The organism is Phenylobacterium montanum, assembly GCF_018135625.1.
Lineage (GTDB): Bacteria > Pseudomonadota > Alphaproteobacteria > Caulobacterales > Caulobacteraceae > Poindextera > Poindextera montana.
Window position 1 is genome coordinate 5330506 of sequence record NZ_CP073078.1, and the last position, 14000, is coordinate 5344505.

The window sequence follows — 14000 nt, forward strand, 5'->3', positions numbered from 1 at the left end:
GCCTACTCGATCACCACCAGGGCTTCGCCGAATTCCACCGGTTGGGCGTCTTCGACCAGGATCTTCAGCACCGTCCCGGCGCGCGGGGCGGGGATCGGGTTCATGGTCTTCATGGCCTCGATGATCAGCAGCGTCTGCCCGGCCGAGACCTGGTCGCCCACCTTGATGAACGAGGCGGCGCCCGGCTGGGGCTGCAGATAGACGGTGCCGACCATGGGCGACTTGACCTGCTCGCCGCGCTCGGGCTCGGCGGCGGGCGCAGCCGCGGGGGCGGCGGCCACAGGCGCAGCGGCCGGCGCGGCCATGGGCGCGGGCGCGGCGACATAGTGCGCCGGCGCGGCGGCCACCGAGATCTCGCGGGCGACGCGGATCTTCAGGCCCCCCTGTTCGACCTCGATCTCGGTCAGGCCGGTGTCGGTCAGGATGTCGGCCAGCTTGCGCACCAGCCTGGGGTCGATCGAGCCGCCGGAGTCCTTAGACACGGGTCCCTTGGAATCGTTCATGGATTGAAAAACCTTGTTCTTATTCAGGCCGAGGCCTTGGCCGCTTGCGCCGCCGCCTCGATAGCGAGTTCATAGCTCCTGGCGCCGAAGCCGCTGACCAGCCCCGTCGCCGCCAGGGAGACGAAAGTGTGCCTGCGAAACTCCTCGCGCGCCGCAGGGTTCGACAGGTGGCACTCGACGATCGGTATGCTCAGGGCCTTCAGCGCGTCCAGAAGGGCGATCGAGGTGTGGCCATAGCCGGCCGGATTGATCACCAGGGCGCAGGCGCCCTCGCGCGCCTCCTGCACCCAGTCGATCAGCTGCCCCTCGTGGTTCGACTGGCGGAACACCACCTGGCGGCCGAAAACAGCCGCCCGCGCCTCGCAAAGGCCGCGAACGTCCTCGAGGGTGGTGGTCCCATAGATGTGCGGCTCTCGGACCCCCAACAGGTTGAGGTTGGGGCCGTTCAGCACATAGATCGGTTTGGTCATGCCGCTCCGCGGTCGGCGATCCGCATGTCGAATCCGCCGCTCTTGTATCGTCGCGCGCCCGGGCTCACAAGCAGGGCTCGTTTTGGAGACTACGGAATGCGTCTGGTGATCAACGGCGAGGAGCGGGGCTTCGAGGCGCTCGGCAGCATCGCCGCCCTGGTGACGGCGCTGGGCCTTGATCCGCGTAAGGTCGCCGTCGAGCGCAATCTTGAGATCGTGCCGCGTTCGATCTACGCCGAGACCGCGCTCGCCGACGGCGACCGCATCGAGATCGTGCACTTCATCGGAGGCGGCTGACGCATGAACGCCCACACCCCACCGGCTGACACCTGGCCAAAAGATACTTGGAGCGTCGCCGGCCGCACCTTCACCTCGCGCCTGATCGTCGGCACCGGCAAGTACAAGGACTATGCCACCAACGCCGCCGCCGCCGAGGCCGCGGGGGCCGAGATCGTCACCGTGGCCCTGCGCCGGGTGAACCTGTCCGACCCCAGCCAGCCCATGCTGGTCGACTACGTAAAGCCCGACCGCTTCACCTTCCTGCCCAACACCGCCGGCTGCTTCACCGGCGAGGACGCGGTGCGCACCCTGCGTCTGGCCCGCGAGGCCGGCGGCTGGGACCTGGTCAAGCTGGAGGTGCTGTCCAACACCCGCCACCTGCTGCCCGACATGGAGGAGACCCTGCGGGCGCTCAAGCTGCTGGTGGCCGACGGCTTTTCGGTGATGGTCTATTGCACCGACGATCCGGTCTATTGCCTGAAGCTGGAGGAGGCCGGCGCCGCGGCGATCATGCCGGCCGCGGCCCCGATCGGCTCGGGCCTTGGCCTGCAGAACAGGGTCAATGTCCGCCTGATCGTCGAGCAGTCCAAGGTCCCGGTCCTGATCGACGCCGGCGTCGGCACCCCCAGCGACGCGGTCCTGGCCATGGAGCTCGGCTGCGACGCGGTGCTGATGAACACCGCCATCGCCGAGGCCAAAGACCCCGTCCGCATGGCCCGCGCCATGAAACACGCCGTCATCGCCGGCCGCGAAGGCTACCTCGCCGGCCGCATGCCCAAGCGCATGTACGCCGACCCCAGCTCGCCGCTGGCGGGGCTGATCTAGCCAGCCCTGACCGCAATACAGATCCGCTCATCCCGGCGAATGCCCTATGGGATTCACACATCAAAAAAATTCCCGTCATCCCGGCCGTAGCGCTCGCGAGAGCGCGGAGAGCCGGGACCCAGCAAGCTCGATCTCGAAGCTGCGCGGCAATGCAGCGTCGAGGCCGGGTCGGCTGGGTCCCGGATCTCCGGTCGCTTTGCGACCTGCGTCCGGGATGACGGTCCTTATTGAGACGTGTGAATCCCATAGGGTGTTCGCCGGGATGCGCGGTTTACGGGCGACGGAATTCACCCGGCGCGCAGCGCCCGAAGATTATTGAACCACAAAGCTCACAAAGAACACGAAGGGCTCCGGAGCCTCACGCCCCGCCAGCACACCCTGAACTTCGTGTGCTTCGTGAGCTTCGTGGTTCAATATCTTTACGGCGGCCCCCGCGCGCCCCGGGCTCGGGAAGCTGGAACCGGCGGCCATTCAGGCGGCGCCACGGCCCGGCGCTCGCCAGGCCCCGAAACCGCCCCAGCCATCGGCGAAAACTTCTTCAGAATGGCCTGGGTCTTGGCCTGCTGCCGCCGGACCGCGGCGGTCAGGGCCTCGACCCCCGCCTCCAGGTCCAGGCCCTCAAAGCCGTCGTCCTCGTCCGGATCGCCCAGCCACTCGCGCTCTTCGCGCAGATCCTCGTCGTCCGCCTCGTCATCGCCGGCCCGCGCCGCACCCCCCGTCCGAGGCGCTGGCCCCTGACGCCAGCCCCCGCGCGGCGGCGCCCCTTCGGCCAGCCTGGCTTCCAGCGCCAGGGTCTGGCGCACCGAGCGCGCCACCCGCGCGAAGCCCGAGGCCGCCTGAGCCGCCTCGGCCGGCGAGACCTCGGCGTCCTCGGCCGCCACCGCCGCCCGCTCGCCCATGGCCCGCGCCACCCGCATCCCGATTTCGCTGAGCTCCCTCAGCATAGCCCCATGCCGCAGCGCCCGATCGCTGGCGCTTTCGGGAGGCTGGGGTGTCGGGATGGGTGGTTCGCCTGACATAGAACAAAATAAGAACATTTTTCAAGCGGCCTGTCAAGGCGAAGCTCACCTGGCGGCCCCCTCTGGCGCCGTCGATTGACCTCCCCGGCGCAACCGCTATCCAGTGAAGAACGAGCGGAGCTGCGGCATGTCCGACGGGGCGACCACTGAACAGGGTGAGGGCGCCCGCGCCGTTGAGACCGGGGGCGAGATGCACATACACAAGCCGAAGGCGCCGCACGGCCTGCGCGAGTTCCTGTCCGAGATCAGCGTCGTTGTCGTCGGGATCGTGATCGCCCTCTCGTTCGAGGGGCTGCTGGAAGCCTACCGAAACCACGAGATGTCGTCCGCCGCGCGCGAGAGCGTAAGGGAGGAGATCGGCAAGAACCTCTACATGCTCAAGCTGCGCATGGACAGCCAGCCGTGCCTGGACCGCAAGCTGCAGGATCTGGGAGAGCTTCTCGGCCGCTCAGGCGAGGGGCCGCTTCAGCCGCAACCGACCTGGGTCAGCCGCCCGCAGTTCTGGTCGATGGCGTCCGGCGCCTGGCAGGCCGCGACCTCGGGCGGCAGGACCGTCCTGCTGGGCCAGACCGAACAGATCCGACTCGGCTATGTCTACGCGCGCTTTGACCTCGCCAATCGTGAGCAGGAGCGCGAGCAGGAGGCCTGGGCCGAATTGCGCGGACTGGAAACCTGGAAGGGGCCGCTGGGGCCGGCGGCCCGGTTCGGCTTCGCCCAGTCGCTGCAGCGCGCCCGCTACGCCTCCTATCGCGTCCGGTCGATCTCGCTGTCGCTGCTCGAAATCGGCAAGGCCGAGGGCATCAAACCTATCGAGCGTCCGCTGGAGCACAGCAACGGCATCTGCCTGCCCTTGACCGAAACCCGAGCCAATGCGCTCCGGACCGACCGCGCGCCTACGGGCGATCCTGAGTAGGGGCGTTCTGTGGCCGGCGGTATTCCGGTGACGGTCTACTAGGTTCCTGACGAATTTCTGAATGGCGAAACGATTGAGCTGTTTAGTAAACTGTCACCGTAATACCCACGCAAGTCCACCTCTTGCCAGTTGTCGGACGAGCTGTTCGCCCATAGGGTTCATCGACCCCGTTGTTTTGACCGAACTATCATCTCGCCGATCAAGACACCAAGTGCACCAAACGCATACGTCCATGTTGACGTGGCTGGCCTCTTGATGCGGCTTTTCACGGTTTGATCAATCGCCACACCCTTATATTCAACAAAATCAATGAATTCAAATATATTTCTACAGGTCCGCTCTATCGACAATACGCCATATGAAGCGGTTTTTAATTTGAGACGATAGGCGGGATAACTCAATCCATTGACATCGGCCCACGGCACGAATTTGCTTGATCCAAAAACAGGAGTAACCAATATCCCATCGTCAGAGAATTTGACACTGTATCGTAAGAACGCAAGCACCATTAGAGATCCCGATATTAATCCGAATAGAATCATTATATATACCGCTATAGTGTCTGATATGCTCGTGAATGCCTGCACATATGCCTGGGAGAGGATCGTAACGCCGAATGCAATGCTGAATGCACCCGCAGAGAGAACTGAAATGGGCTGACGAATTTCTTTTTTAAACTCCGACTTGGAATGATCAAACAACCATCCAGCGGCGTAAATGGCTATGAATGCGACGATCCCATGTCCAAATGGCATCCAAATGCCCCGCATGGGAACCGCTCCACCTCGCCCGTGACAACGCATTGTGGTAGTTGTGAGTTAAGCGCGACTTAAAGCGGTATTGTTCACATGGGGCTTCGCGCACCATCGGCCGGCCGGTTGGGGGGGTAGACTGGCTCAACGCCCGCGAGGGGCAATCGCGCACCGACCCAACTGCGAACCATCTCAATCGCAACCGCATAGCTGAGTCACGGTCCAGCTACGTGCTCGCAGCGACGCCAACTTTCCACCCCGAACTGCCGCTGATCACGTCCGCTCTGGTCGCCAGAACCCGCGCAGCTGTCACCGTAATTCCCCGGCTATCTCGCTTGCATCGTACTGACGGACTCAAGGTGCGACCGCTTCACACCCGCTGGGCTGACCACCGACGGCTAGGATGGCGCCTTATCCTGTCATCCTATCTCCGGGCTGGGAGCGTTGGTCACCACGGGACCCAATTCTGCCGGCCCCGGGCGACCCAAAGCTGCTCTCACAAGATCAAACAAGGCCGGCGGAGCAAATGCGAGGCCGAGCGGCAGCAGGGGCGCATAGAGGATGCCCCAGTAGTAAGTCGCCTGCCGCCCCGCCACAGCAAAGATGAGGGCAAAGGTCATGACAGTGGCGGCCACGCGCGCCATCCAGGGATGGTGAACCCCTGCCATACCCAAAAAACAAAGACTGACACCCAGCGAGACGCCCCAAAGCGGCAGGTGCGTGAACAGGAGATTGCGCAAGGCCATGGTGATCACGAACGGCCAGCCACCGAACCGCAACCAGCCCGGACTGATACCGTCTCCGGGCAGATGTTGGCGGCTGGCCAGCACGAGGTGAACCGCCATCACTGCCACAAACAACGCGGCGGCGATGAACCAGGCCGCGCACTCGCGCCAATTACGTTCGACCGCGGCGGCCAGAAACATGACGAGCAAATAGGGAGCCGCGATCTCGCGAAATAGGCACGCGCAGAAGCCCAGCGCCACACTGGCTATCCAGGCGTCGCGCCTATAGGCCGCGAGGGAAAGGGTGAGCAGCATTCCACCCCAGATCTCGTGGACATAGGGCGCAGAGGGAGTCGCCAGGTTGGCGAAGCCGGTCGCCGCCATGACCATGACCAGAAGCCTGGTCCCCAGGGAAAGGTCCAATTGGTCAAGTGCCTTGCGGAGCAACAAGAAGGCCGCCGCACCCAACCCCAACAGGAGTCCCCAACGCAAACCGTCCGTGCGCAACGAGGCGAGCAGAAGGGCTTCAAACGGCTCGCGGAACACTACCGCAGGAGCGGTCGGATACCCGTGCGTCCGTTGCAGCGCGGCTGCCGCTGAGTAGTAGTCTCGTCCCGCCTGAACACTCGATGTGATATCCCGATAAAGCTGTTGGTCGGAATACCCGCCTTTGACCGAGGTGATCACCTGGTATCGCGCAGCGTCGTGGGGCATAGCGGTGATCGCCGTCAGCCCGCAAATCAACGCCAGGACAAGCCGCGCGAACCAGCGGTTGGAGTCTCGGAATCGACTGGCAGGCCATCCAGCCACGAGCTTCTTCATACCGAAACAGGCTTTTTCCATGACTCCCCCCGGAGGAGGGAGAAAGGTTGCACGCGAAGCGGGGAGCGGCAACACTACAACGCATGAGGGATTTCGGCCGTTTTTGACTCTGGCCAAACGCCGCCATGCAATCACGGGATGAAGTTGTGCTGTGCAGGCCTGCCGCTAAACGTGCTCTGCGATCGCCTGCAAAGGTAGCTGCCCAGCGGGCAGGGGGCGGTTTTCGAATTGGCGCGGTTCGTGCAAATTACGATGAAGCGGGCTTAGGTCGCCGGTCCACTCCGAACAGTCGGTCCCGACTGCAGCTCACGGCTTCGACGCTGCCGGCGGCGCCAACGGCAACTTGCTTACCCGAAGGCAGTCAGCGCTCACGATCCTTGCCGACCTTTCCACAAGCGAGCATGATGCTCCAGATGCACCATATAATTGCTTTCCTGGCAAGCCGATGGTTCCTCGCCCTTGTATTTGGCATCCAGGTGGTGCTGGGATGGCTTAATCTCAGAGCCGGTGCAGTATCAAGACCTCTAGCTAAGGCCAGTGCCTTGGCGGCACTGTCGACGCTTATACTATCGTGCTTGCCATTTTTTGGTGCCGACAAAAAAATATTCCGCCTTATGGTTGCTGCTTCTTGGTTTGTTTTGCTGTTTACTATTGTGGGATCAAACCGGCGTGTGAGAGATCGATGGCGTGAGCGTTCGATTTCCCGCAAGTGACGAACTGCGAATGACCTAAGCCTAAGCGGAGAGGGTGTCGCCCCGTGGCAAATTTCCACGAATTACGGTGACAGCTTACTAAATTCGGCCGCCACCGCCGCCCCACCGTCACCGCCCAAACGCCAACCGCAACCAAGCCGGCGAATGAAACGCGCTCATCAAGAGGTACATCGGGACCATCCCGCTCAGCGGCGACCCGGCCCCGGGCGAGCACATCATCTCCATCCCGCCCCCGCCGGAGACGGCCGTCAGCACGGCCATCACCGCGAAGGTCGGGGCGGCGGCGAGGCTTAGCCAACCGGCCAGGCCTCGCGCGGCGCCTTCGACGCCCGTGGGGGCGCCGCTCATGCCTCGGCGCTCTGGTTCACCGTGCGCAGGGCGGCCTCGCCGGCCTCGGACACCTCGACCCAGCGGGCGTTAGGCGCGGCCTCGGCGGCGTAGTTGTCGTGCCAGTTCCACCACTTGTAGGGCGGGGTCTGGGGATAGCCGGCGGGTGAGTCCTCCCAGGCCTCCTGGCGGCCCAGCGGGGCCAGGTCGAGATAGCTCCAGGTGGTGCCGATCGCCTCGTCGCCGCGGCTGTTGATCAGATAGGTGCGGAACACCTGCTCGCCCTCGCGGATGAACACGTTGTGGCCGTGCCACTGGTCCACGCCGAAATCGGCGTCGAAGCGATCGGTGATGGTGTACCAGGGCATGGTCCAGCCCTTGTTCGCCTTCAGCCGGGCGATGTCGGCTTGCGGCGCGCGCGAGACATAGGCCAGGGTGACGTCGCGGGCGTTCAGGTGGGCCAGGTGGGCGACCTGGTCGGCGACCATGGAGCAGCCGCGGCAGGCGTTGTCCGGCCAGCCGAACACGCCGGGCTCGTAGAAGGCGCGATAGACGATCAGCTGGCTGCGGCCCTCGAACAGGTCGACCAGGCTGGCCTTGCCGTGGGGGCCTTCGAACTCATAGGCGGCGTCGACCGCCATCCACGGCATCCGCCGCCGGTCGGCGGCCAGGGCGTCGCGGGCGCGGGTCAGGGCCTTCTCCTTGACCAGCATCGCCTGGCGCGCGGCCTCCCAGGCCTCGGGCGAAACGATCGGCGGCTTCTCAAACGGGGCTGGTCCGCCGGTGGGCTCGACAGCGTGGGTCATGGGGCGATCTCCGAACTTCATCCAGGCGCCATGCTGGCGCGGGATCGCCGGGCTGCGGGAGTGACAAGTTTGGCGCGATTGTCCTGGCTCTCCCTCGCGCCCTCCGGCCAAGCGCCTGACCCGTTGGCTAGCCGGCGCCGGCGGCGGCGCTGGCCTCGCGCCACCGCTGGTCATTGATCCCGGCGATCAGGAGCCAAAGCGTCAGGCCCCCCTCGGCCAGGAAGCCGGGCAGCAGGATCCAGGGGAACAATCCCTTGCCGAAGCTGGGCGCGACGAGGCCGATGAAGCTGTTGGCGAAGTAGCAGGCGCCCGCGACGGCCAGGCCTGCGCCGAGCAGCCGGGGAAGGAAGGTCGAGCGCGCAACCAGGACGCCGACGAGCACGAGATGAACCCCGAACAAGGTGAGGGCGATCTCGAAGGCCGCGCCGTGCAGGTGGAGCGAATAGGCGACCAGGGCCGTCATCGGCTGCGATCCGCCCGCCGCGTCCCGGAGCAGAAACAGCGGCGCGACCAGCAGGGCGGCGCTGGCCGCCATCGCCGCGGAATAGGCCAGACGGAAGGCGGCGGCGCTGAGCGCCATCGCCCTGCTCACCGGCGCGAGGAGGACGAACAGCAGCACGGCGACGGCGACGTCGCAAAGGGTCGTCGATACGTCGGCCGCCACGCCCCAGCGCCAGAGCGCTTCGGACGAGGCGATGTTGTGAACGGTGGCGGCGGCGTCGTTCGATACGATCAGCCTGTCCCGAACGAAAGCTTCGGCGAACAGGCCCCCGATCATGATGTAGAGGTAAAGCCCGCCCGTCAGCCGCGCGAGGGCGCGCGGCGACCCCTTCCTTGCAACGCTTGTCATGCCCCACCCCGTCCAACAGCGCGCGCTCTGGCTGCGCCACCCGCGGCAGCCTAGGACAGCGACGCAGCCGACTCGCATGAAATTATGGTAACCCGGCGCCGCGTGATGCGCGGGCTAAGGTTTGGCGAACCCCGTCACCGCACCCGCGCAGTCCGCGCCATGGCCAGCGGCTTCACCGCCTCTGCGCAGACGAGGTAGACCGCGACGATCCCCGCCATGGCCAGGACGATCATCGGCGGCAGGCTGGCGAACGAGAACCAGTGGCCAAGCGGCGTGAACGGGATCGTCAGGGCCAGCGTGAGGGCCGCCAGGGTGGGGATGACCAGGGCCCGGGCCGGGGCGTCGCGCCAGGCTCGCCTGGGCGTGCGGATCAGAAACACTACCAGGGTCTGGGTGGCGATCGACTCGATGAACCAGCCGGTGCGGAACGCGGCGTGGTCGGCGTGCAGGGCGAAGTAGAGCAGGGCGAAGGTGGCCAGGTCGAACACCGACGACAGCGGCCCCATCACGGCCGCGAACCGGACCACGTCGCGGGTGCGCCAGCGCTGGGGCGCCGCGATATCGGCCGCGCTGACCCGGTCCAGCGGTATGCCGATCTCGGAGACGTCATAGAGCAGGTTGTTCAAGAGGATCTGGATCGCCAGCATCGGCAGGAAGGGCAGCACCAGCGAGGCGGCGGCCATGGACAGCATGTTGCCGAAGTTCGAGCTCGAGGCCATGCGGATGTATTTCAGGATGTTGGCGAAGGTGCGCCGGCCCTCCTCGACCCCGTCGGCGACGACGCCCAGGTCGGTGTCCAAGAGGATCATGTCGGCGGCGGCCCGGGCCACCGCGGTCGCCCCGTCGGCGGAGAGGCCGATATGGGCGCTCTTGATCGCCGGGGCGTCGTTGACCCCGTCGCCCAGGAACCCCACCACCTCGCCGGCCGCCTGCAGGGCGCGGACGACGCGAACCTTCTGGGTCGGCGAGAGGCGGCCGAAGGCGTCGGTGCTCAGCACCAGGCTGCGCAGGGCCTCGGTGCTCAGCTGCTCCAGGTCCGCGCCCTTGATCACCCGCTCGGCGCGCAGGCCCACGGTCCGGGCCAGCCGCGCCACCACCAGGGGCTCGTCGCCGGACAGCACCACCACCCGCACCCCGGCCTGGGCCAGGCGGGCCACCGCCGCCGGCGCCGTCTCCTTGGGCGGGTCGGCGAACAGGCACAGGCCCTCGAACGCCAGATCCGCCTCGTCGTCGGGGGTGAGTGGGCGCACCGCGCCGCTCCAGGGGCGCGAGGCGATGGCGATGGCCCTCAGCCCCTGGCCGGCCAGCTCCTGCACCTTGGCCAGCACCGCCTGGCGATCCTCAGGCCCCAGCCGCGCGCCGCCGGCGCCCACGCAGGCGGCCAGCACCGCCTCGGGCGCCCCCTTGACCACCAGCAGCAGCCCGCCCGGCCCCTCGACCAGGGCCGCGCCCATGCGCCGCTGGTAGTCGAACGGCGACTGCGCCCGGCAGCTGTAGCCCTCGCCGGCATCCGGTTTGGCCGCGACCAGGGCCTGGTCCAGCGATCCCTTGTCGCCCCCCAGGCGGGCGGCGATGGCCGCCAGCACCGCGGGGCGCTCGTCCGGCTCGCCGGCCGGTGACAGCGAGCCGGCCAGCTCGATCCTGGCCGAGGTCAGGGTGCCGGTCTTGTCGGTGCACAGGACGGTCATGGCGCCCAGGTCGTGGATCGCCGCCAGCCGCTTGACGATCACCTTCTTGCGCGCCATCAGCACCGCCCCGCGCGACAGGGTGACGGTGGTGATCATGGGCAAGAGCTCGGGCGTCAGCCCCACCGCCAGGGCCACCGAGAACATCAGCGACTCGACCAGGGGCCGGCCGAAGGCGACGTTGACCGTCAGGACCCCCATCACCAGCACCGCCGCCGCCCGCGCGATCAAAAGGCCCAGCTGGCGCAGGTCGCGCTCGAATGGCGAGGTCTCGGCCGGGGCGTCGAGCGCGCTGGCCGCCGCGCCGAACAGGGTATTGGCCCCGGTGCCGACCGCCAGGGCCGTGGCCGAGCCGGCCTGGACCACCGCCCCGCGGAACAGGGCGTTGGTGGCCTCGGCGGGGCTCTCGGCCTGGGTCACGCCGGGCGCCTTGGCCACGCCATAGGGCTCGCCGGTCAGCGCCGCCTCGTTGAGGGTGCAGAGCTGGCACTCGAGGATCAGGCCGTCGGCGGGCACGATGTCGCCCACATCGACCCGGAATACGTCGCCGGGGACGATCAGGGTCGGGTCCAGGGGGACAAAGGCGCCGTCGCGCCTGACCTCGGCCTTCACCGCCACCGACTTCTCCAGCGCCTCGGCGGTGCGGGTCGCGCCGCGCTCCTGCACGGTGTCCAGGGTCACCGAGGCGGCGAGGATGAACAGGATGATCACCGCGCTCGGATTGTCCCCGGTGGCGGCGGATATCCCCGCGGCGGCCAGCAGCAAGAGGCACATGGGGTCCAGCAGCCGGCGGGCGATGGTCAGGACCAGCCCGGCGCGTCGCCGCCTGGCGTCGCTGTTGGGACCCCACCTGGCCAGCCGCGCGGCGGCCTCGGCCGAGCCCAGGCCCGTGACGCCACAGCCCAGCGCCTGCGCCGCCGCCTCGGGCGTCTGGGTCCAGAACGGCGCGGCGGCCATCAGCTCTCCCCTGCTGCGCGTGCGGGCAACCTAGCCGGCGACGGCGGCGCCGGGTTTGATGCGCGTCAAATCTGCAGGCGAGGGTTCACCCCTTCGCCCGCGCCTTGGCGATCGCGGCCTTGACCGCGTCCAGGTCCTCGCCGGGGATCAGCGTGTCGCCGATGATGAAGGCCGGGGTGCCGTCGATGTCGAGCGAGATGGCCAGGTTGCGCACGTCGGCCAGCTGGCGGTCGGCGGCGGCGCGGACCAGGGCGTCGTCCAGGCGGGCCGGGTCGGTCCCGTGGGCCTTCAGGATCCGGTCGACGGCCGCCTCGTCCAGCGGGCGGGTGGTCATGAAGTCGTGATAGACGCCCAGATAGTCGCCGCCCGACTGCTTGACCAGCACGGCCCCGGCCGCGGCGCGCTCGGAGGCCGCGCCGAAGATCGGGAACTCTTTGAACACGACCCGCAGGTCCGGGTTGGCCTTGATCAGGTTCAGTACGCCCGGCGCGATGTTGACGCAGTGCGGGCAGCGATAGTCGTAGAACTCGGTCAGGGTGACCTTGCCGTTCGGATTGGCGACGAAGTCGCGCGGGTCCTGCTCGATGGCCTTGCGGTTCGCGGCGATGGCCACCTTGGCCTTGGCCACGGCCTGGGCCTCCTGCTTCTCCTGCAGCTTCTGCATCGCCTCCTGGATCACCTCGGGGTGGGCCAGAAGATAGGCGTGGACCTTGGCGTCGAAGGCGTCGTCGGCGCGGCTGCAGCCGCTGAGCGCGGCCGCAAAGACGGCGACGGCGAGCGGAAGGCGCAGGAATTTCATGTAAATCGGTCTCCGGGCGGCCGGTGTGGCCCGGCCTCGATGTCAGAATCTAAAAGCTACCCGCCGACGCCGCCTTCGCGGGCCAGGGCCTGCAGGTCGGCCTTGCTGGGCTTGGACACCAGCACGATGTCGGTGGCCCGGCGCCATTCGGGGCTGTTCTTGGGCAGCTGCATGCGCGCGCGCATGGCGAAGCCCTTGGCCTCGGAGGCCTGGCCCAGGGAGAACTCCTCCTCCGCCGCCGCCAGCCGCGCCATGCCGGGCTCGCCCTTGCGGTCATAGGCCTGGGACAAGAGGAGCCAGCCAAAGGGGTTGTCGGATTCGACGAACAGCGACTTGCGGATCTCGCCGATCGCCTCGTCCAGCTTCTTGGGATCGTCCTCGGCCAGGAGCGTTTGGCCCAGGTTCATGTGCAGCAGCGGCGCGTCGGGCTTCAGCTCCACCGACTTGCGGTGGGCGGGCTCGGCCTGCTTGGCCCGGCCGGCCTCGAACAGGGTCTGGCCCTTCAGCTCCCACAGGTAGGGGTTCTCCGGCTGCTCGGCCAGCAGCGCGTCGGTCAGCTTGACCGCCTTGTCGGTCTGCAGGTCGCGATAATAGGCGATCGCGCGGGCGTAGCGGGCGGGATAGCTGGTGTCGCTCTCAGGATAGTCGATGAAGGTCTGCTGCGGCAGGTTGGTGAAGGCCTTCAGCTTGGCGACCATGATGGCGTGCTGGGCCAGGGCCTCAGGCGCGTCGGTCACGCCATAGTGCGCCTGCTGCTGGGCGCGCACGCGCAGGGCCTCGATACGCTCCGAGCTGATCGGGTGGCTCTGGAAGAAGGGGTAGCGCTTGGCGCCCGAAAACACTTCCTCGTAGCGGAAGTTGTCGAAGAAATCGACGAGGCCCTTGGGGGATTCCCCGGCCCTCTCCAGATAGGTGATCGCCGCCTGGTCGGCCCGGGCCTCCTGCTCGCGGGTGTAGCTGAGGATGGTCAGGGTGGCGAAATAGTCCGAGCTGTAGATCAGCGCGCCCGCCGCATCCGGCGCGCCGCCCGCCGCCGCGGCCACGGCCAGGCCCATGGTCAAAAGGAAGGTGGCCAGGGCCTGCTTGCCGGCGATGTCGGAATTGGCCAGGTGCCCGCCGGCCATGTGGCCGGTCTCGTGCGCCATGACTCCGATCAGCTCGTTGGGGTTCTTGGCCCGCACGATCAGGCCGGTGTTTATGAACATGTTCTGGCCGCCGGCGACGAAGGCGTTCAGGTCCTTGTCGCCGACGATGTGGATCTGCACCACCTTGGGGTCCAGGCCCGCGGCCACGAACAGGGGATCGGCGTCCTGGTGCAGGATCGCCTCGATCTCGGTGTCGCGGATCAGGGACAGGGGACCGTCCTGGGCGAAGGCCGGCGCGACCGGAGCCGCCAGGCCCGCGGCCAGCGCCAGGACGCTGGCCGCCGCGCCGATGGGCGAACGCCGGCGGCGGGGGAGACGAGGGGCGCGGCTCTTCATGCCAGAGGCTCCGAAACTCCGATGCGCCCCCGCGCCATGCTCCGTCCTGATCTCATGCCAGCTAACGCGCCGGG

General features: G+C 67.1%; 15 protein-coding genes. 4 read left to right on the top strand and 11 right to left on the bottom strand.

The genetic code is table 11. From position 1 onward, the window contains the following. Window positions 1-2: 2 nt before the first annotated feature. A complete protein-coding gene (gene accB / locus KCG34_RS24405; RefSeq protein WP_211938183.1) occupies window positions 3-503 on the bottom strand; it encodes an acetyl-CoA carboxylase biotin carboxyl carrier protein in 501 nt (166 codons plus the stop codon). A 23-nt stretch (window positions 504-526) separates the two neighbouring features. Continuing rightward, window positions 527-973, bottom strand: coding sequence for a type II 3-dehydroquinate dehydratase (locus tag KCG34_RS24410; protein ID WP_211938184.1), 447 nt, complete (start codon window positions 971-973; stop codon window positions 527-529). Between the two features lie 96 nt (window positions 974-1069). Between KCG34_RS24410 and thiS the strand changes: the two genes are divergently transcribed. Next, window positions 1070-1270 carry a sulfur carrier protein ThiS gene (gene thiS, locus KCG34_RS24415; RefSeq protein ID WP_211938185.1) on the top strand — a complete coding sequence of 67 codons (201 nt, stop codon included), beginning with the start codon at window positions 1070-1072 and terminating at the stop codon, window positions 1268-1270. A gap of 3 nt (window positions 1271-1273) precedes the next feature. Then, complete coding sequence (locus KCG34_RS24420) at window positions 1274-2077, top strand: thiazole synthase (protein WP_211938186.1); 804 nt, start codon at window positions 1274-1276, stop codon at window positions 2075-2077. Window positions 2078-2496: 419 nt separating this feature from the next. On the opposite strand, the gene KCG34_RS24425 is transcribed toward KCG34_RS24420, so the two are convergent. Continuing rightward, a complete protein-coding gene (locus KCG34_RS24425) occupies window positions 2497-3021 on the bottom strand; it encodes a hypothetical protein (RefSeq protein ID WP_211938187.1) in 525 nt (174 codons plus the stop codon). Between the two features lie 202 nt (window positions 3022-3223). Here KCG34_RS24425 and KCG34_RS24430 point away from each other — a divergent pair, with 202 nt between their 5' ends. Then, complete coding sequence (locus KCG34_RS24430; RefSeq protein WP_211938188.1) at window positions 3224-4009, top strand: hypothetical protein; 786 nt, start codon at window positions 3224-3226, stop codon at window positions 4007-4009. Window positions 4010-4167: 158 nt separating this feature from the next. Here the strand turns inward: KCG34_RS24430 and KCG34_RS24435 are convergent, their stop codons facing one another. After that, window positions 4168-4779, bottom strand: coding sequence for a hypothetical protein (locus KCG34_RS24435; RefSeq protein WP_211938189.1), 612 nt, complete (start codon window positions 4777-4779; stop codon window positions 4168-4170). A gap of 401 nt (window positions 4780-5180) precedes the next feature. After that, window positions 5181-6329: a hypothetical protein gene (locus KCG34_RS24440; RefSeq protein WP_211938190.1), complete on the bottom strand. Its 1149-nt coding sequence runs from the start codon at window positions 6327-6329 to the stop codon at window positions 5181-5183. 383 nt (window positions 6330-6712) lie between these two features. Here KCG34_RS24440 and KCG34_RS24445 point away from each other — a divergent pair, with 383 nt between their 5' ends. Then, on the top strand, window positions 6713-7021 hold the full coding sequence (locus tag KCG34_RS24445; RefSeq protein WP_211938191.1) for a hypothetical protein: 309 nt from the start codon (window positions 6713-6715) through the stop codon (window positions 7019-7021). A 108-nt stretch (window positions 7022-7129) separates the two neighbouring features. Here the strand turns inward: KCG34_RS24445 and KCG34_RS24450 are convergent, their stop codons facing one another. From KCG34_RS24450 to KCG34_RS24475, 6 genes are all read right to left on the bottom strand, one after another. Next, window positions 7130-7369, bottom strand: a complete 240-nt coding sequence (locus KCG34_RS24450) for a hypothetical protein (RefSeq protein WP_211938192.1) — start codon at window positions 7367-7369, stop codon at window positions 7130-7132. Further along, window positions 7366-8154, bottom strand: a complete 789-nt coding sequence (locus KCG34_RS24455) for a DUF899 domain-containing protein (RefSeq protein WP_211938193.1) — start codon at window positions 8152-8154, stop codon at window positions 7366-7368. Before KCG34_RS24455 ends, KCG34_RS24450 begins: the two co-directional genes overlap by 4 nt. Window positions 8155-8281: 127 nt before the next feature. Then, window positions 8282-9004, bottom strand: a complete 723-nt coding sequence (locus tag KCG34_RS24460) for a DUF4386 domain-containing protein (protein WP_211938194.1) — start codon at window positions 9002-9004, stop codon at window positions 8282-8284. A 134-nt stretch (window positions 9005-9138) separates the two neighbouring features. Next, complete coding sequence (gene mgtA, locus KCG34_RS24465) at window positions 9139-11646, bottom strand: magnesium-translocating P-type ATPase (protein ID WP_211938195.1); 2508 nt, start codon at window positions 11644-11646, stop codon at window positions 9139-9141. A gap of 85 nt (window positions 11647-11731) precedes the next feature. Beyond that, window positions 11732-12445, bottom strand: coding sequence for a DsbA family protein (locus tag KCG34_RS24470; RefSeq protein ID WP_211938196.1), 714 nt, complete (start codon window positions 12443-12445; stop codon window positions 11732-11734). 56 nt (window positions 12446-12501) lie between these two features. Continuing rightward, complete coding sequence (locus tag KCG34_RS24475) at window positions 12502-13926, bottom strand: M48 family metalloprotease (protein ID WP_211938197.1); 1425 nt, start codon at window positions 13924-13926, stop codon at window positions 12502-12504. Between the last annotated feature and the right edge of the window lie 74 nt (window positions 13927-14000).